The organism is Kiritimatiellia bacterium (genome assembly GCA_018001225.1).
GTDB lineage: Bacteria > Verrucomicrobiota > Kiritimatiellia > CAIQIC01 > JAGNIJ01 > JAGNIJ01.
Genome location: JAGNIJ010000040.1, coordinates 13,716 through 32,292, shown reverse-complemented (window position 1 = coordinate 32,292; position 18,577 = coordinate 13,716). Strand labels below are relative to the sequence as shown.

The window sequence follows — 18,577 nt, the reverse complement described above, 5'->3', positions numbered from 1 at the left end:
GCTTGCTTCTCCCCCCTCGTTTGCGCTATATGTTCACCTGTGTTCATGAGTGTCCCATGAGGGGGTAAGGATTCATGTCGGTCCAGGTCAGACGACTTCCGAACGGCGAATTGGCCAGCAAGTACTGGTATGCCAGCTTCATGGTGAGAGGCCGGCGCCGGATCATTTCCACGAAAGTGGAGGTCATGGGGAAGCCGCGGAGTCGCGCTTTTGTCCTTTCCAAGGGCCGCGCCCAGACGGTGGAAAAACAATTGCGCGCGGAAGCGCAGGAGAAGGCCGGCGCCGAGAAAATGATCGAGCGGCTCGTGGAGATCAAGACGGACGAGCGCTACAGTTCCATGCCGCTTTCCGGTCTGGCGGAAGCTTGGGCTACGCTGCCCCGCAAGCGCAAACCAAGTGATCTATTCGTCCGCTACGGCCGCGGCCTCTTGAATAGCTTTGTCACTTTTCTTCACGGCCGCTATCCATCGGACAAGGAAATGACCGATGTATCTGCGGCTCATGTCCAGGCTTTCATGGATTCGGAAGAGAAGCGCGGCGTCTCGGCGCGTACCTGGAATAGGGCGAAAGGATTGCTGCGGTCTGTCTTTTTCCATTTGGAACCTGGCGCCGAGGCATACCGAAAGTACCTGGCGAAGACACCCGACAAGGTCGAGGACATCGTCCACCGCCAGCCCTTCACCCCGGAAGAAATCGCGGCGATCCTCGAGGCGGCCAAGGACGATGATCTCATGCGCCCCCTGATCGTGACCGCCCTGTGCACGGCCATGCGCCGCGGGGACTGCGCCTTGCTCAAGTGGTCCAGCGTGGATCTCAAGGGCGGGTTCCTGACCGTGAAGACCTCCAAGACCGGCGACACGGTCGAGATCCCAATCATGCCCTTGTTGCGGGATGAACTGTCGCGCCTGGACCAAGGCAAGGGCAAGGGTGGGGGTGAGTACGTCTTCCCTGAAGCGGCCCGGCTCTACAAGGACAGGCCGGACGTTCTGAATTCCCGCCTGAAGCGCCTCCTGATGGCCGCGGGGTTCATCGAGGAAGACCCGGACGATGAGGACGATGACGAGGACGAGAAGAAAAAGCCCCTTCCTTCTCTCCCTCCCGAGGAACTACGCGAGAATGGGATCAAGGCCATCGAGTCCACGGCCATGCCGGCGGCCAAGCGCGAGCGGTTCAAGGCCGTGTTCCTGGCCTACACGGCCGGCAAGACCGTTACCCAAGTCGCCGCCGAGACCGGCATCAGCAGTGGCGCGGTATCGATCTGCCTGAACAAGATCGAATCGCTGCTTCAGGCCGCCGTGGTCCGCCGGAAGGGCCCCCCGGTGCCGGCGGTCGTGCGTGGCACCCTCTACAGTAACGGCAGCGGCCAGCGCATGAAGCGGGGCAGCCTCCGCGGCTGGCATTCGTTCCGCACCACGTTCATTACCCTGGCCCTGACCGCCGGCCTGCCCATGGAGCTGGTCCGGCGCGTGACCGGCCACACCACGGTGGATGTCGTCTTGAAGCACTACTTCCGGCCGGGCCGGGAGGACTTCAAGCGGGCGCTGCAGGCTGCCATGCCCAGATTGCTGACCAATGGCGAGAAAACGCCTAGGGAGCAATTGATCGATATCCTGTCGAACACATCGGCCCGGGCATGGGCTCAAGATTCCAAACGTGCCTTGGAACTGGCCAAGCTGGTGTCTGGCTAAACAGGGCTCCATTTCCGGCCGTGGAAATAACTCATGACGCTATTTCCGTATAGCTATTCCAGTGGCAATACGGGGAAAATGGTTTGGCGGCCAGAAATGACAAGGGATTTTGGATGGATTCGATACGTTTCCCTGTAAAATGTATTGGTCCCGTCCCTGGTAAATTGTAAATAGACACCATGTCTCTTCATCCAGAGTTCCCTGTTTCGCCGTATGAACCTCTTGTTCCGGGTCAACGTTGGTTCCCGGCCGATGAGGCGTTGCGCAGCACAGCCTATGAGAAGCTGCTACCCCCCCTTGTGGCCAAAGTCCGTAACGAGGTTTTTACGTGGCGCAACGACGGCTACCCAGGAGCGGCGCCTACATCCGTGGCTCTGCTTCGTTGGTGGTTTGAAACGAATCACCTGCTTGAAGCCGCCGATGGGTCGCTTACCTCTTTCCGCTATTACTTCGCCCAACGCGAGGCCGTTGAAACCGTCATTTGGCTCCATGACGTTCGCCATGTCCGCGATAAGTTCGATCTGCTCCGGTTCGACGCATCGGGCGCTGTGTCGTCCGGGATGTTCGATGAAGAATGGCCTCGTTACGTATTGAAAATGGCCACGGGCGCCGGTAAAACCAAGGTGCTGTCGCTGCTTCTCGCCTGGAGCTATTTCCATAAGCTCTACGAACCGGATTCCGCACTTTCGCGCAACTTCCTTGTCATCGCCCCGAATATCATTGTCCTTGATCGCTTGCGCGCCGATTTCGATGGGCTGCGTATCTTTTTCAATGACCCTGTGCTGCCCGCCAATGGCCATGAGGGCCGCAACTGGCGCGATGATTTTCAGGTTACTCTGCACATTCAAGACGACGTGCGCGTAGTCCGCCATTCGGGGAATATCTTCCTGACCAATATTCACCGCGTCTTTCTCGGCGACATCGGCGAGCCTTCGATCGAAGACGAAGACCTGCGTGATTACTTTCTCATGCCTTTCGGCCCCAAGCCGGCAGGCAAGACAACCGATAGCAAGACCGACCTGGGCGAAATTGTCCGCGATATCGAGGAACTGGCTGTATTCAACGACGAGGCGCACCACATTCACAACCCGAAGATGGCCTGGTTTAAGTCCATTCAGGATATCCATCATCGGATGCTGCAAAAGGACAAGCGCCTGGCGCTTCAACTCGACGTGACGGCCACGCCCCGTCACGATAACGGCGCGATATTCGTTCAAACCGTTTCGGACTACCCCTTGGTCGAGGCGATCCATCAGAACGTCGTTAAACATCCCGTCCTGCCGGACGCCGCCAGCCGGGCCAAGCTCCATGAGCACAAAAGCGCCATCTTCACGGAGAAATACGCCGACTATTTGGCCCTCGGCATCGAGGAGTGGAAGAAGAGTTACGCCGAGCATGAGCCTCTGGGAAAGAAGGCCGTGCTCTTCGTGATGGTGGATGACACCCGCAACTGCGACGAGGTCGGCGCCTATCTTGAGAAAATATGCCCGGAATTACAGGGCGCGGTGTTGGTCATTCACACGAAAAACAACGGAGAGATCTCGGAATCCGCATCCGGCAAGAACAAGGAGGAGCTCGAAATCCTTCGCGCCGCCGCCAATTCCATTGACACATGGGGAAGCCCCTATAAGGCCATTGTCTCGGTTCTCATGCTCAAGGAAGGTTGGGACGTGCGGAACGTCACCACCGTGGTCGGCCTGCGCGCTTTCAGCGCGGCGAGCGATATCCTCCCCGAACAGACTATCGGCCGCGGGCTGCGCCGTATGTATTTCGGCACCGACACCCGGGAAACCGTCTCGGTCATGGGTACCCCTGCTTTCATGGAATTCGTCGAGTCCATACAAACCGAAGGCGTTACCTTCGAACACCGCCCGATGGGGGACGGCCCCGGCCCTCGGGATTCCTTGATTGTCGAGGTGGATCTCCAGAACCCCGAGAAGGATATCGCCGCGCTGGATATCCCTCTGCCGAAGCTCACGCGGCGTTATCACCGCGATTTCAAAGACCTCGACGCACTCGATCCGGCTTCTTTCGGTAATAAAAGGGTGCCCCTCAAGCCTTTTACGCCAGAGGAGACGCGCGAGATCGTTTTCAAGCGCATGCTCGATTCCGAAATAGACCACACCATCCTGCTCGATGGGTCCGGCCCAGCCGACTATCGCTCCGTGGTCGGGTTCTTTGCCCGCCAACTCCTTAAAGATCTCCGCCTGGTCGGTGGGTATGATGTGCTCTACGGCAAAGTGAAGGTCTTCATGCGTGAGCATCTGTTCAGCCCCTCACCCGTAAACCTCGAAGACCCTGTCGTGCTTCGCAATTTGTCCGAGCCGGATGCCGGCAAGATTCTGTACGACACCTTCAAGACCGCCATCAATGCCCTCACCATTCAACAGAGCGGCGCTACGCGCATCGAGGACCGGATTCGCCTGCGCGACATGCGTCCGTTTCGTACCGAACCCCGCGGGTTCCTTGTCCCCAGGAAGTCCCTGTTCACCCGTATCGTCGGGGAACCGCACGCCGGCGGATTGGAGCTGAAGTTCGCCGGCTTTCTCGAAGCCGCGCCCGACGTGGCCGCTTTTGCCAAGAACTACCTGGCGGTCGGCTTCAAGCTCGACTACGTGAAGGCTGACGGCGACCTTTCGACTTATACCCCCGACTTCATTGTCCGCACCACCGATGGCGTCGTGTGGATTGTCGAAACCAAGGGCCGCGAGGAGCTCGACCTGCCGCAGAAAATGGCCCGGCTGAAGCAATGGTGCGCCGATGCCACGGCGGCAGAGGAAAACGGCCGGCGCTACGACTTTGTTTTTGTGGACGAGGCGGGCTTCGAGCAACACCAGCCGACGACTTTTGCGGCCCTCTCGGCGAGCTTCACCGATTACAAGGAGAATGAGGCATGAGCGATGCCGTCCAGAAGCCCGAAACTCGTATTGCCTTGTTCCAGCGGAAAGAAGTTCGACGTACCATTCATAACAACGAATGGTGGTTCGTTATCGCGGATATCGTTGCCGCGTTGACCGATTCGGTTGACCCGCAAGGCTATATCAAGGACATGCGCCGCCGCGATCCGGAACTGGCCAAAGGGTGGGGGCAAATTGCCACCCCCCTTGCCATTGCCACTCCCGGCGGGCCCCAGAGTCTTAACTGTGCCAACACCGAAGGGCTTTTCCGCCTCATCCAGTCCATCCCCAGTCCCAAGGCCGAGCCGTTCAAACGCTGGCTGGCCAGGGTCGGCTACGAACGCATCCAGGAAATAGAGGACCCGGAGCTGGCCACCAAGCGCACCCGCGCCCTGTACAAGGCCAAGGGGTACTCCGACGACTGGATCGAGAAGCGGATGCGCTCCATCGCCATCCGCGATGAACTGACCGATGAATGGAAAAAACGCGGCGTGAAAGAACGGGTCGAGTACGCCATCCTCACCGCCGAAATCTCCCAGGCCACCTTCGGCATGACCCCCAGCCAATACGCCGAGTTCAAACGCCTCAAACGCGAGAACCTGCGGGATCACATGACCGATCTCGAACTCATTTTCTCCATGCTGGGCGAAGCCGCCAGCACGGAAATCACCCGTACCCGCGATGCCCAGGGCTTCCCGGAAAGCCAACACGCCGCCCGCGCGGGCGGCACGGTTGCCGGTAATGCCCGCCGCGAGTTGGAGAAGAAGAGCGGTCGCCCGGTGATCACCCGCGAGAACTACCTGTCGCTGACGCAGTCGGCGAAGAGGATCAAGCCGGTGGCCGCGGCTAAGAAACCCCGCAAGAAGGCGTGAGTCATGCCGCGTTACGAATCAGAAAAATACGAGCTCTCCGACGCGGAGAAACGCGACCTGATCAAGCTGATCGAGGCCGGCAAGCCCCTGCCGGAGAAATACCGGTTCCTGCTCTTCGAGGACAAGCGCGAGGTCGAACTCGTCTGGAACGGCAAGTCCCGCGAGGTCTGCACCACCATTCTCCCGTTTCAGACCCTCGAACACATTGACGAGCCGCGCAAGGAAGAGCGTGACGACGAGGAGCTCGGTCTTGACACCGGCGGACGGCAGCTCAAAGGCTGGACCAACAAGCTCATCTGGGGCGACAACAAGCTGATCCTCTCCTCGCTCAAGAGCGGCGCGCTCCGCCGCCAGATCGAGGACGCCGGCGGCCTCAAGCTCATCTACATTGACCCGCCCTTCGACGTGGGCGCCGACTTCTCCATGGACATCGAGATCGGCGGCGAAACGTTCCACAAGGAACCCAACCTCCTCGAACAAATCGCCTATCGCGACACCTGGGGCCGCGGCGCCGACTCTTTCATCGCCATGATCTACGAACGCCTCATCCTCATGCGCGATTTGATGCACAGCGAGGGCAGCATCTTTGTCCATTGTGATTGGCGGGTAACTGGGTTTATCCGCATGGCAATGGATGAAGTCTTTGGAAAAGATAACATCCGCAACGAAATCATCTGGGCGTTCACCGGGCCGGGCTCGCCTGGAATGCAGCAATTCAATCGCAAACACAACACCATCTACTGGTTCACTCGCTCGAAGGACAAATGGATCTTCAAGGACGAAGAAATCAGAGTTGAGCACTCCGAGAAGACTTCCGATAACTTCAAAGGCGGATTGGAAGGTTCAGGATTTCGTGGCGACTCCTACGCATTGCCCGAAGGCAAGATCCCAGAATCGTGGTGGGAAATGGCAATCGCCCAGAGATTCCCGGTGGATGGAATCAGGCGAGTTGGTTATCCGACAGAAAAGCCTTGGGCATTGCTCGACCGCATCGTGAGAGCGTGCAGCGGCGAAGATGATTTGGTGGCGGACTTTTTCTGTGGCGGAGGAATCACCGCCGCTGTGGCCGAAAAGCTCGGGCGCAAATGGATCGCGACGGATCTCGGCAAGTTCGGTATCCACACAACCCGCAAGCGGCTGATCCAGGTCCAGCGCGAGTTGAAGGCAGCGGGCAAACCATTCCGGGCGTTCGAAGTGTTGAATCTCGGCCGGTATGAGCGGCAGGCGTATCTGAATGTCTCCACGCGCCTGACCGGCAAGAAGAAAGAGCAGGCGCTGGCAAAGAAGGAAAAGGAGTTCCGCGAACTGATCCTGAAAGCCTATCGTGCCGAGCCGTTGCCGGAAGCGGGCTTCTTCCACGGCAAACTGGCCGGGCGGCTGGTGGTTGTCGGCCCGATCAATCTGCCGGTGGGCCGCCTGTTCGTCGAGGAAGTCGTCACCGAATGCCGCAAGCGCGGGGCGTCGCGGGTGGATGTGCTCGCGTTCGAATTCGAGATGGGCCTGTTCCCGGCCTCGCTGGACGAGGCGAAGCAGAAGGGCATAGACCTTGTCCCGAAAGCTATCCCGCCGGAAGTATTCGACAAGCGGGCAGTCGAAAAAGGCCAGGTTCGCTTCCACGATGTGAGCTACATCGAGGCCACGCCCCGGTACGACTCAAAGAACAAACTGCGCCTCGCGGTTGAGCTTACGGATTTCTCGGTCTATTACACGCAGGGGCTCGTGGCCGCCATCGCCGCCGATCTGAAGGAAGGCAAAAGCGAGGTCGTCTGTGAGCAGGGCCGGCTCATCAAGGTCAGCAAAGATAAACAGGGCGTCGTCACGCGCGAGAACCTGACCAAGCATTGGACCGATTGGGTGGACTATTGGGCCGTGGATTTCGACTACCAGAGCCGGAAAGAGGTCATCAAGGTGGCGAAGAATCTCGGCGTGGAGGGCGCCCTGCCCGGCACGGCGGACACAGGCGAGTTTCTCGAATTCGAAGAGCGCTGGACGGGCGCGTACATCTTCGAGAACGAGTGGCAAAGCTTCCGCACGCGCAAAGATCGCAACCTGGAGCTGACCACCGCCGCCCACACCTACGAGAAACCCGGCCGCTACACCATCGCGGTCAAAGTCATTGATATTTTCGGCAATGACACCATGACCCTCATACCGGTAAATGTCGGGTAAGTTTGGCCTGTTCTGCCATGTCGCAACATCCTTACAGGCAGGCTGTAACATTTTCTCCTTGGGCCAGGTTTACACCCTTCTCATCTTAGCGTATTGTCACTCCCCAGCTTTGGCCTCCGCCTTGTGCCTTTTGGAAAACTTTTTTACCAATGGGGTGAACTGTGCCCACGAAAAAACGCTGTTTTTCGACCGTTCCGGCGCTTCGGCGCCTGAATCCAGAGCTTCTTTGCCATGTTTTGGGGAAGTTTCCTGATTATTTGACCGCCCGGAAACTGTCCCTGCCGCGCCATCCGGCCGAGGATCCCATGCCGTATGACGCCATACGAGATGTCTGCATGGAGGGCGACATCCCGCACGAGCTGGATGACGTGCTCTTCCATGTGAGCATGCTCGGCAATACGACCGGCTGGGATAAGATTCAAAGTGAAGCCGCTTTCCAAGGGTTGCGGCTGAATTTCCGTCCTGACGGCCTGACCTGCGCCGATCTGGCCATGAAGGCATGGCTTCACGACTGGCCTCGCAACAAGAGCCTTTTGGAACAAAGCTATGCCCGGGCCAAGATTCATGGCCGCTCTTCATACTATTACTACCCGCCCACGAGAAATGTCCTGGGGAAATACAAGAAACCCACGGACAAGCAACTGGCTGCCTTCCGGGATCGCCTGTCCGAGTACTTTGCATCCCAAGGGTTGGGGAAGGGGACCAACGTGGTCATGTACGACTATGAGAAGGAGATCTGGTTCCTCGTGCGTTATCCCGGCCAGGTGGAGCGCCATCCGTCCATTGATGACGAGGGCCAGCAGACCAGCCATGTATTCAAGCCGGAGGAATACGACGCCATTGTCTATCATAAGCAATACGGGGATCTGCGGCTGAACACCAACCGCAAGAAAGACCACTCCCACTACCGGGTTGTTTTCGCCGAGTTGTTGCTGTCCTCATCCAATGTATTCGATTCTCGCGCCAAGATTGTCCAGTTGGACCCCCTGCTTGGAGAGTGCCTGCATCTGTTCAATTGCGAGGACGTGGAGGGCCTGGCGGAAATCGTGCCCGTGGAGATTTGCTTCTCGTCACTGGCCCACCCCGGCGTCGAGCATATCTGGCGGGCCGAGAAAGACTGTGACCTGTTGCAGTATCACCGTGACAAGAAGCGGCTATTGACGGACACAAAAGCGCATTCGGTGCGTTACGCGAAGTTCCGTTATCGCGTGAAGGACCATACGCGGAAGGAGACGGTCACCGTTCACGCCGGAAATACCATGAGCTATGCGCGGGATGGGGACTCTGCTGTTTTGGAGGAGTGGTTGCGCCGGCGGGGATTCATCAAGGATAGTTTGGGAGTTCTGCGCGATGAATGAAGATATCCCCGAGCTTCTTTCCACGTACGGCGAGGTAAAACTCTGTCTGGTGGATTGGCAAGTCGCCCTTGGGGAACACTTCAAGAAGCTGAAACCATTCCTGGTCAAGTGCATCGGCGAGATCACGCATTCATACCCGGCCCCGGAAACCCGGATTCGCCTGGACGTGGACCGTCGCGGCGATCGGTTCCTGGCCTACGCAACGGATGAAGTCGATTATGACGTGGAGGATATTCTTCTCACCTTGAAAGATGTCCAGCTGTGGCGTCTTGATACTGTTAAAATTACCGCGGCATTTGGCGGTTCTTCTCCCTCCGTTTCATCTAGCCCTCAGCCTGCACCTTCGGCCCCAGTCACTCATGCCCGATATGCAGTTCATCGTGGTCTGAACATGTGGCGGGTCATCTTCGATGGGGTGGATGTCCCTGGTATCGGGAAGAACCGCGGCATGTTCTACGTCGCGTATTTATTGCGCCAGGCCGGTGCTCCGCCGATTCATGCCTTGGAGCTTGAGGCCAAGAGTCTTGTCTTTCTTCGTCGTGAGTGCGGCTTGTCCGAAGTCGTTGACCAACACAGCTCCGAGCCCGTCCCCCTTGATTCAGACGCGGTCATCCAGGAACTGAATCTCGGCAAAGACGACAGGGAAATTGAAATACGCCTCGATATCGAAGAACGGCGCGCTTTCGCGACCATTGAATCGTCTGATTCTCCCCGCGAGAAGAAGCTTGCCTGGGAAAAGGTCAATGATATCCGTGATTTCCGTCGGCTTCATTTCCGGGTCGGGTCAAATCCTGCTGATAAGGCGGCCAAGCGCGTGCGCGCGGCCATAGATCGCCTTTGTGAGGATCTCCGCCAGTATCGGGATGGCAGCCAACGGGCAACTCAAGCGGCGCACGGCTTTGCGGCCCACATTGAACGGCACATACGTGCGCCTTCTGCCGCCTTATGGCCGAAGGGAGGGCGTTCACGCCGTGGCCACCAAGCCGGCCATTTCCAGTGCTTCCCCGCCGACGGAATAGCCTGGTCCATTTCATAGTCTCGCCTTTTCGCGAATTCCCGCTGCGGTTCCAACCGTAGCGGGATTTTTTTTGCGAACACACGATTTGTGCTCGCGAGCACACGTTTTGTGACGCCATGCCGGGAAACGGAGCATTGCACATGGCGCCAGGCAACAACAGGGGTTCGCACGGACAAACAGGGCTGCATTCCATCAATCCTAATGACCGCCTACTGAAGTTCTTACAGGCCCCGCCTGATATTCAGGCCAAGATCGACCGCATCCTTTCAGGCGCCGACACCGAACCGGACAACGGGCCGTTGTTCTGCAGCAAGCTCAAGGCCGCCAAGCTTCTCGGCGTTTGCAGGAACACAGTTTACCGCCTGGTTGCGGAAGGCCGGATCACCCAGGTCGAGATACTCCCGGGCTTTCTGCTTATTCGCCGCGCTGACCTGTTTGCTCTGGCCGGGAGGAATTCATGAACCTTCGCATCGACACCCGCGAGCAGCGCCCCCTCGACTTCACCGGCCTGATCGAGCCGGTCCGGATCGTGCAGGGCACGGTGCCGGTCTTCGACTACGCCTGGGCCGGGGACGAGACGCTGTTCGCCGTGGAACGGAAGTCCCTGGCCGATTTCATCGAATCCGTGGTAATCCGGGACCGTTTCCGCCGCGAGCTCGAAAAGATCAAGCGGGCCCGGGCCGCGGGCATGAGTCGCATCTATTACGTGGTCGAGGCCACCTTCCACGACATCATCCGCTTCGATTACAGCCGCTTCACCAGCGGCCGGGTCCATTGCGAGTTGGTCTTCAAGCGCTGGCGCGAGCTGGACTATTTCCACGACGTGCATGTCGTCTGGGCCGGTGACGAAGCCGGTGCCGCCCACGCCATTTTCCTGATTCTGAAGTCCCGCCTCGAAGATCTGAAACAACAACACACAGGAGAACCAGCCCATGAGTGACCACGCCAAGCATTCACCCAGCAGCCTCAAGAACAAGGCCATCTGCCCGCACTGGCAGCCGACCGGCGAGACCAGCGCCGCGGCGGAGGAGGGGACCGCCCTGCATCGTGCCTGCGAGACCGGCGACTTGTCCGGCTTGGGCGAGGAACAGGTCCAGTGTGTCCAGCTCTGCCTCGACTATGTGCGGCCCCTGATCGAGGGCGGGATCAGCGTCCACCGCGAGCAGCGCCTGGACGTGGCTGGCCTGACCTTCGGCACCGCTGATTTGATCGTCATGACCGGCGACAACCACGCCCATGTCGTGGACTTCAAGTTCGGCCGCGTCAAGGTGGACGACGCCGAACAGAACCTACAGGGGTTCGCTTATGCCCTGGGCGCCATGACCGAGTGCGGCGTGGAGCACGTCACGGTCCACTTCCTGCAGCCGCGCTGCGATGTCGTGTCCGTGGCCCGGTTCAGCCGCCAGGCGGACGGCCAGCGCCTCTACGACGCGATCCACACGGTCATTTTGAACGCCGAGAACCCGGCGGCCCCGTTCCGACCCGAGCCGGACAACTGCCGCTTCTGCGGGGCGCACATCGAGTGCCCGGCGCTCCGGGAGAAGGCCCTGACCGTCTACAAGGGCTACGCCGAGGACGCGCTGCCGATCCCGAGCGAGTTCCACCCGTCCAGCATCACCGACCCGCGCCAGATGGCCGTCGCGCTGCGGCTGGCCCCGGTCCTGGAGAAGTGGGCCGAAAGCGTCCGGATGCACGCGATGCAGATGGTGAAGGGTGGCGCGGAGATCCCCGGCTACGAGCTGCGGTTCCGTACCGGCAAGCGCACGGTGCGCGACGTGGTCGAGGCTTGGACCGCGATCGAGGGCCGGCTTGGCATCAGCCAACTCGACTATTTGCAGGCCTGCACGATCAGCCTGCCCCAACTCGAAAAGATCGTGGCGGAACACCAAGAGAAAGGAGGCGGCGCGGCAGCGAAACGCAAGCTCACGCAGTTGTTGCAGGAGGCCGGGGTCGTGGTCCCCGGCGAGGAAGTCGAATACCTGGCAAAAGCCAAATAGGAGAAAGCAGATGGCAACGATGACATTCAGTAAGCCGGCCCCCGCCCAGGAGCAGGGCGCCGAAGTCAGTGACAAGCAGGTCCCGGCGGTCGTGGCGCGTGAAGACACCGCCGCGGTGGCCGTGGCCGCCCCGCCCGTCGCGGGCGACGTCAGCGGCGAGCTGCACCGGTCCATGATCATGGTCCCGCGTCTGAACGTGGTCCAGGCCGTGGGCGGCCTCTCGGAGCAGTTCGACGCCGGGACGGTGGTGTTCAATGGCGAGATCGTCCTGGCGAAGCCGGGCGAGCCGATGGAGATCGTGGTGGCGCATATCCACGTCTGCATCGAGGAGGACCTGGAATTCGGCAGTGAGGCGATGCCCCGGCGGTGGGAGTCGCGCGAGCAGGCCCTCAAGGAAGGCATGACGTTGGACTGGGGGCCGGGCGACGAGCGCCCGAGCGCCCGGTACATCGCCGAGGGGCTGGCGTTCGTCCGCGAGCCCGCGAACGACGAGTCCGGGCAGTTCATCTACCCCTGCGAGGGCGTCAACTACGCCCTGGCGATGTGGAAGATGGCCGGCGCGGCGTTCACCAGCGCCGGGAAGATCCTCATCAGCGCCCGGAAGTTCGCGCTGCGTGAGGGGCTCCACACCGGCAAGTTCACCCTGACCACCGTCCGCGAGAAGCGCGGCACGAACATGGTCTGGGTCCCGAAGCTCCGCCAGGCCGGGAAGACCGGGGAGGCGTTTCGGGCCTTCGTCGAGGACGTGCTCAAAGGATAGCGACTCTCCCCCCGCTGTGCTGGCCCTGGCTGACGCCAGCGAACGGATCAGCCCAATAAACGCCGTGGCGGGGGCGATCGCGCAAGAAGAACGGGTATGCAGACCAAGGCCGTCATTCTGGGCATGGGCGCCCCGAACCGTTGTCGAGACGGGCGGGCCACAATGTGCGCCATTGCCTTGAGCCGGGAGTACGGCCTTATCCGCATCTACCCGTTGAGGGTAGGGGACCCCGACGTCCGGGTCTGGTCGGTCTGCGAACTGGAAGCCGAGCCCACCAGCAAGGACACCCGCAAGGAAAGCTGGCGCCTTCTCAACATCCATCCGGTGGGAGTCATTGAGCGGCGGGAGCACCGGGCGGACATCCTCTCGCGCTGTCTGCTTCAGCCCGCCGGCGACGATCCCATCGATTTCCAGAATCGCTTCAACCTTTCCATTGCCGTGGTCGAGGGCTCTCTCGAAGCGGCCATCATGACCCGCGGCGAGGGCCAGGAGCCGCCCCAATGCGGAGAGGCGGATTCATGGATCCACTGTCAGAAGGAAAGCCCCTTGAAGCCCATGCTCCGCTGGCGGTCGGCGGCCGGGGCCTGCCACGAGAGCCACATCGTTTCGCGCGAGGCGTATGAGTACCTGCGGAAGTTCCCGCTGGATGCTTCGCGGTTGTTTACCAACTACCAGGTCTTCAATCCCGAGTACCGGCACTGGCTCGTGCTGGGGAACATGAAGAACCGCCGCAACGTGTGGGTCGTCGTTCACATCCACCGCATGAAGCGGCCCGTCCGGCCCGAAGCGGGCCATGAGTTCGCCGCCCTTCAGGGCGATGGCTGGCCGTACTGGAACCACTTCATCGCCGCCGCCAAGACCGCCGAAGAGCCCCAGCAGGTGTTCCCGTTTCTTTGCAAAGTCGCCACCGCATGAAAGGAAATCCACCATGAAGAAGCACCGATTCAACGTGTTCCCCGAGGCCAAGGAAGAGGATCTGGCCCGCCTGACCGAGGACATCCGGCAGAACGGCTACGACACCCAGCAACCGGTTGTGCTCTACCAGGGCGACATCCTGGACGGCTGGAACCGGCACCTCGCCTGTAAGCAGCTTGGCGTCAAATACCCGACGAGGGAATTCCGGGGCACCGACACGGAGGCAATCCTGTTGGTCCTGCGGTCCAACAAGCGCCGGAACCTGTATTCCTCGCAGTGGGCCTGCATCGCGGCCGAGGCGGAGGACCTGCTCAAGGCCATCTCTGCCCAAGTGGCGCAGGAAAAGGCGAAACGGAACCGCGAAGCGGCCATCGCTCAACACTCGGGTGCGCCAGGCAAAAAATTGCCTGACCCAAAGAAACCCGACGACGCCAAGGCCGCCACCAAAGCCGCCGAGGCTTTCCACACTAACCGCACCTACGTCAACCAGGCGGTCAAAATGCGGGCCGCCGCCCCGGATGTCTTCGAGAAGGTCAAGGCCGGCAAGCTGACCATGCAGGACGCCCGCCGCGAGGTGGCCCGCCGGCCCGATACGGATTGGCGGGACGATGAACGCGAGCGCCAGAAAGCGGTGCAGGCGGGCAAGACGGTTCTGGCCAATGCCCAGGCCGACAAGAACCTGATCCTGTGGGCCGAGCGCTCCGAGCTGGCCTTTCCGATCGACCGCACCAGCCGGTACGGCAATCCCTTCGTCCTGGACGAGGACGGGGACCGGGATGCCGTCTGCGACAGCTTCGAAAAGCACTACCTGCCGCACAAGCCCTCGCTGTTGAAGCGGATCGAGGAACTCCGCGGCAAGGTGCTGGTCTGCCACTGCTACCCGAAACGCTGCCACGGCGAGGCCCTCGTGAACCTTCTGAAGCAGAGGAGGGGAGCATGAAGACCTACTCGCTCGATTTCGAAACGTTCTACGACCGCGACTACAGCGTCGAGACGATGGGCGTCTGGCACTACTGCGCCGATCCGCGCTTCGAGGCGTACCTGGTCTCCATCGTGGGTGACGATGGCACCCGCTATGTTGGCCCGCCGGCCGAGGCCCCGTGGGATCGGATCGACGGCGCCCGCTGGGTGTCGCACCACGCCAATTTCGATTCGCTCGTGTTCCTGCGGCTCCTTCGCGACGGCAAGATCGATAGCGGGGGGCCTGCCTCCTGGCACTGCACGGCCGATCTCGCCGCCTTCCTGGGCTGCGCCCGCAACCTCAAGGACGCCTCGGCGGCGCTCCTGGGGCAGCAGGTCAGCAAAGAGGTCCGCGCGTTCATGAAGGGCAAGCACTGGGCGGACGTGGAACACAGCGGCCCGGTCGCCCAAAAGGTGAAGGAGTACGCTCTGAACGACGCCTGGCTCTGCCTGGAGCTTTGGACCCACTTCAGCCCGCAATGGCCGGCCGCCGAGCAGCAGCTGTCCTTTTTGACCGGCATGTGGGGCTTCCACGGCGTCACCGTGGACCGCGACCGGTTGCAGCAGTCTATCAAGGCCCTGGACCGGGTGCGCTGGGAGGCCGAGCAGAAGATTCCCTGGGCTGCCGACGACAAGCCGCTATCCCCGAACGCCCTTAGAGAGTACTGCCGCCGCGAGGGCATCGAGGCGCCGGCCAGCATGGCGATGGACAGCGACGAGTGCGCCGAATGGGAGGACCGCTACGGCGCCGATCACCCGGTCGTGGCCGCCATGCGCGACTGGCGCCGCTCGAACATGTTCCTGGCCAAGTACGAGGCGATCCGGGACCGCATCCGCCCGAACGGGACGATGCCCTACGCGCTGAAGTACTTCGGGGCCGGGATCACCGGGCGCTGGTCCGGCGACGCGCGGGTGAACATGCAGAACCTGCCCCGCGATCCGATCTACGACTGCGACCTGCGCCGGTGTTTTATCGCGGCCCCCGGTCACAAGCTGGCCATCGTGGACTTCGCCCAGATCGAGCCGCGAGTGCTGGCCTGGCTCTCCGGGGATCAGGATTTCCTCGAGCGCGTCCGCGGCGGCCAGTCGCCCTACGAGGCCCACGCCCGCGCTACGATGGGCTGGACCGGCGGCCCCCTGAAGCAGGAGGACAAGCAGCTCTACGCGCTAGCCAAGTGCCGGGTGCTGGCCCTCGGGTACGGCACCGGGTGGCAGAAGTTCCAGAAGGTCGCCAAGCTCTGGGCCGGTATCGAGATGACCGAGGCCGAGTCGAAGCAGGCCGTGGCCGACTTCCGCCTCTCCAATCCCCGGATCGTCCGCCTCTGGGACCAGATGACGAGCCTCATCATCAAGAGCCGGGGCGAGGACATGGAGGTCGTCCTGCCGAGCGGCCGGAAGCTCCGCTACTGGGATCTGAAGCACGAGCGCGGGACCTGGTGGGCCCGGTTCCTGCGCGGCACGGCCCACAAGCGCGTCTACGGGGCGCTCCTGGTCGAGAACCTCGTGCAAGCGGTCTCCCGGGACATCTTCGCCGCGGCCCTCCTGCGCCTCCACGCGGCCGGGGTCGAGGTGCTGTGGCATGTCCATGACGAGGTGATCTGCCAGATCCCGGCCGCCGGCGCCGACGAGGCCCTCGCGGAAATCATTCAGCTGATGACGGTCCCGGTCGAGTGGATGCCGGGCCTGCCCATCGCGGCGGAAGGAACGCTTTCAGACCATTACCGAAAGTGAGGTACCCCGTGGAATTCTTCTCGATCGAAAACCTGACCTCCCCGCTGGTGAACACCGGGCTGGATCCCCGCTCCTTCACGCGCCCGCCCTTCGGCTCCAAGGAGAAGTTCAAGGCCTGGTGCGCCCACCGGGACACCCATCACTGCTTCTACAGCCTCTACGAAGGCCTGGCCCCCAAGCAGCGGATCAGCAAGGAGAACCCGCCTATGCTGATGCACGGCGTCGTCGCGGACTACGACTGCGACATGGAGGACGCGGAGCGGCGCGAGCGGGCCATGAACAAGTGCCCCGCGATGTTCCGCCCCAACTGGGTCTGCCGCACGTTCAGCGGCGGGGTGCGGGCTATCTGGCGCTTCGAGCGGCCGATCCCGGTCCATAACGCGGCGTTCTGCAAGGCCCTCTCGCGGATCATCCGCAAGCAGCTCAAACTGGCGCGGTTCTTCCCCGGCCTCGACGAAGGGGCGATGGAGGATTCGTCCCAGTACTTCGAAGCCGGCACCAAGTGGGACGAGATCACGACCGACCTCATCCCGACCGACTTCACGATGAAGTGGCTCATCGAGGCCGGCAACCGGCATGACTGGGATCGCTACGAAACGGCCATCCCCATGGACCAGGTCGCGGCGGAAGTGGAGCGGCAGTTCCCCGGCCGGTGGAGCGGTCCTTTCGAGGTAGGGGCCCGCGGTGTGCGGTTCTGGGACCCCCAAGCCGACAACCAAAGCGCCGCCATCGTGCGATCGGCGGGGATGCAGTGCTTCACCGGCTCCTCGGCGTTCGTGCCCTGGAAGGCGATCCTGGGCACCCGGTTCGTCGCGCAGTACGAGGCCAAGAAGATCGGCGGCGCCATTACGGATGTCTACTTCGACGGAAAGGACTACTGGCACCAACTCCCGGACGGGCGGTGGACGGCCAGCAACAAGGCCGACATCTCCCTGCGCCTGCGCGTCGAGAGCGGCCTGTCCGACGAGGTGCCCCGCGATGAGACATCGAGCGAGATGGACCGCGCGCTTTTCGCGATCCAGCAGAACAACACCGTGGAATGCGTCGCGCCCCAGGTGTTCCTCCCGCGCGGCCTGAACCGGATCGGCGCCGCCCGCATCGTGAATTGCTCCAACCTGGAGTGCTGCCAGCCCTCGGAGGACCGGGCGGCCGGCCCCGAGTCGTTCCCGTGGCTCCACGCCTTCTTGCAGGGGTTCTTCGATCCGCCCGAGGCCCTGGACAACTTCCTGGCCTGGCTGCAGCGCTGGTACCGGTCCGCCCTCGAGCGGGCCATGCTCCCGGGGCAGACGCTCTACATCGCCGGGCCGCCGAACCGGGGCAAGACGCTCCTGTCGAATGTGATCCTGTCGCAGATGTTCGGCGGGCACGCCGACGCGAGCTCGTTTCTGACCGGTGAGGAGACTTTCAATAGCCAGCTTTTCGAGGTCGCCCTGTGGACCCTGGACGACGCCCTGCCGTGTAGCGACTCGCGCCGCCACTCCCACTATAGCGGCATCATCAAGAAGATGGTCGCGAACCGAGTGTTCTCATTCCGGGAGAAGTACAAGGTCACCCGTACCGTGAACTGGAACGGCCGCGTCGTCGTGACGCTGAACACGGACCCCGAGTCGCTCCATATCCTGCCCAATCTCGACATCTCGCTCCAGGACAAGCTTTGCCTGTTCAAGGTGGCCGACACGGAGCGGAACTTCCCGCCCGACCTGGTCAAGGTGATCGAAGGCGAACTGCCGTCCTTTTGCCGGTGGCTCCTGAACTGGTCGGCCCCGGACGAGGTAATAGGGGACACCCGCTACGGCGCCCGGTCCTACTGGCATGAGGAACTGGTCGAACACGCCCGGGCCGTCAGCGGCTCGTACAGCTTCAGTGAGCTCCTGCAGATGTTCATGAAGGACAAGGACGGCCCCTGGGTCGGCACGGCCAGCGAGCTCTTCCAGCAGATGAGCCTCCCGGATAGCGGCCTGGACATGCTGGTGAAGGAATACACGCCCCGCCGGATAGGAACTCTTCTCGGGAATCTCAAGGCCCAGGGGAAACCGGTTGCCAACCGTATCGTTCACGGGGTTTGCATCTGGACCATCGAACAGCCCGAAAACGTCCCGTTCTGATGATCCCGGCTTTCCATAGCCGGGTGGGTGTTAGGTGGATGGGGTGGATGTTGCCCGGCCGCAAATCGAACATCCACCCAACGAAAAGGCCTGTCACCATTGATCAA

Annotated in this window: 14 protein-coding genes; all 14 read left to right on the top strand. The window is 61.5% G+C overall.

Translation table 11 applies throughout. The features are described 5' to 3' along the window. The first annotated feature begins 74 nt into the window (after window positions 1–74). Window positions 75–1,688: a tyrosine-type recombinase/integrase gene (locus KA248_12550; protein MBP7830736.1), complete on the top strand. Its 1,614-nt coding sequence runs from the start codon at window positions 75–77 to the stop codon at window positions 1,686–1,688. A 179-nt stretch (window positions 1,689–1,867) separates the two neighbouring features. Then, entirely contained in the window at window positions 1,868–4,585 is a 2,718-nt protein-coding gene (locus tag KA248_12545) for a DEAD/DEAH box helicase family protein (GenBank protein MBP7830735.1), read from the top strand. Next, window positions 4,582–5,457, top strand: coding sequence for a Bro-N domain-containing protein (locus KA248_12540; GenBank protein MBP7830734.1), 876 nt, complete (start codon window positions 4,582–4,584; stop codon window positions 5,455–5,457). The genes KA248_12545 and KA248_12540 overlap by 4 nt, the downstream gene beginning before the upstream one ends. A gap of 3 nt (window positions 5,458–5,460) precedes the next feature. Next, the gene (locus KA248_12535; protein ID MBP7830733.1) at window positions 5,461–7,626 is read left to right on the top strand and encodes a site-specific DNA-methyltransferase; all 2,166 of its coding nucleotides are present in this window, start codon (window positions 5,461–5,463) and stop codon (window positions 7,624–7,626) included. Between the two features lie 161 nt (window positions 7,627–7,787). Continuing rightward, window positions 7,788–8,984 carry a hypothetical protein gene (locus KA248_12530; protein MBP7830732.1) on the top strand — a complete coding sequence of 399 codons (1,197 nt, stop codon included), beginning with the start codon at window positions 7,788–7,790 and terminating at the stop codon, window positions 8,982–8,984. Then, on the top strand, window positions 8,977–10,020 hold the full coding sequence (locus tag KA248_12525; protein ID MBP7830731.1) for a hypothetical protein: 1,044 nt from the start codon (window positions 8,977–8,979) through the stop codon (window positions 10,018–10,020). Before KA248_12530 ends, KA248_12525 begins: the two co-directional genes overlap by 8 nt. Window positions 10,021–10,142: 122 nt before the next feature. After that, window positions 10,143–10,463, top strand: a complete 321-nt coding sequence (locus tag KA248_12520; protein ID MBP7830730.1) for a helix-turn-helix domain-containing protein — start codon at window positions 10,143–10,145, stop codon at window positions 10,461–10,463. Beyond that, on the top strand, window positions 10,460–10,942 hold the full coding sequence (locus KA248_12515) for an ERCC4 domain-containing protein (GenBank protein MBP7830729.1): 483 nt from the start codon (window positions 10,460–10,462) through the stop codon (window positions 10,940–10,942). The genes KA248_12520 and KA248_12515 overlap by 4 nt, the downstream gene beginning before the upstream one ends. Further along, window positions 10,935–11,999, top strand: coding sequence for a DUF2800 domain-containing protein (locus tag KA248_12510; GenBank protein MBP7830728.1), 1,065 nt, complete (start codon window positions 10,935–10,937; stop codon window positions 11,997–11,999). Before KA248_12515 ends, KA248_12510 begins: the two co-directional genes overlap by 8 nt. A gap of 10 nt (window positions 12,000–12,009) precedes the next feature. Further along, window positions 12,010–12,759: a hypothetical protein gene (locus tag KA248_12505; GenBank protein MBP7830727.1), complete on the top strand. Its 750-nt coding sequence runs from the start codon at window positions 12,010–12,012 to the stop codon at window positions 12,757–12,759. A gap of 96 nt (window positions 12,760–12,855) precedes the next feature. Next, window positions 12,856–13,674: a hypothetical protein gene (locus KA248_12500; protein MBP7830726.1), complete on the top strand. Its 819-nt coding sequence runs from the start codon at window positions 12,856–12,858 to the stop codon at window positions 13,672–13,674. 13 nt (window positions 13,675–13,687) lie between these two features. After that, complete coding sequence (locus KA248_12495; GenBank protein MBP7830725.1) at window positions 13,688–14,614, top strand: DUF4326 domain-containing protein; 927 nt, start codon at window positions 13,688–13,690, stop codon at window positions 14,612–14,614. Beyond that, window positions 14,611–16,365 carry a hypothetical protein gene (locus tag KA248_12490; protein ID MBP7830724.1) on the top strand — a complete coding sequence of 585 codons (1,755 nt, stop codon included), beginning with the start codon at window positions 14,611–14,613 and terminating at the stop codon, window positions 16,363–16,365. The genes KA248_12495 and KA248_12490 overlap by 4 nt, the downstream gene beginning before the upstream one ends. A gap of 8 nt (window positions 16,366–16,373) precedes the next feature. Further along, complete coding sequence (locus KA248_12485; GenBank protein ID MBP7830723.1) at window positions 16,374–18,470, top strand: hypothetical protein; 2,097 nt, start codon at window positions 16,374–16,376, stop codon at window positions 18,468–18,470. Window positions 18,471–18,577: the final 107 nt, after the last annotated feature.

What these genes read in the sequence shown, in the direction of transcription:
- KA248_12550 (MBP7830736.1), top strand. Translation starts at nt 75, where the DNA reads ATGTCGGTCCAGGTCAGACGACTTCCGAACGGCGAATTGGCCAGCAAG.
- KA248_12545 (MBP7830735.1), top strand. Translation starts at nt 1,868, where the DNA reads ATGTCTCTTCATCCAGAGTTCCCTGTTTCGCCGTATGAACCTCTTGTT.
- KA248_12540 (MBP7830734.1), top strand. Translation starts at nt 4,582, where the DNA reads ATGAGCGATGCCGTCCAGAAGCCCGAAACTCGTATTGCCTTGTTCCAG.
- KA248_12535 (MBP7830733.1), top strand. Translation starts at nt 5,461, where the DNA reads ATGCCGCGTTACGAATCAGAAAAATACGAGCTCTCCGACGCGGAGAAA.
- KA248_12525 (MBP7830731.1), top strand. Translation starts at nt 8,977, where the DNA reads ATGAATGAAGATATCCCCGAGCTTCTTTCCACGTACGGCGAGGTAAAA.
- KA248_12520 (MBP7830730.1), top strand. Translation starts at nt 10,143, where the DNA reads ATGGCGCCAGGCAACAACAGGGGTTCGCACGGACAAACAGGGCTGCAT.
- KA248_12515 (MBP7830729.1), top strand. Translation starts at nt 10,460, where the DNA reads ATGAACCTTCGCATCGACACCCGCGAGCAGCGCCCCCTCGACTTCACC.
- KA248_12510 (MBP7830728.1), top strand. Translation starts at nt 10,935, where the DNA reads ATGAGTGACCACGCCAAGCATTCACCCAGCAGCCTCAAGAACAAGGCC.
- KA248_12505 (MBP7830727.1), top strand. Translation starts at nt 12,010, where the DNA reads ATGGCAACGATGACATTCAGTAAGCCGGCCCCCGCCCAGGAGCAGGGC.
- KA248_12500 (MBP7830726.1), top strand. Translation starts at nt 12,856, where the DNA reads ATGCAGACCAAGGCCGTCATTCTGGGCATGGGCGCCCCGAACCGTTGT.
- KA248_12495 (MBP7830725.1), top strand. Translation starts at nt 13,688, where the DNA reads ATGAAGAAGCACCGATTCAACGTGTTCCCCGAGGCCAAGGAAGAGGAT.
- KA248_12490 (MBP7830724.1), top strand. Translation starts at nt 14,611, where the DNA reads ATGAAGACCTACTCGCTCGATTTCGAAACGTTCTACGACCGCGACTAC.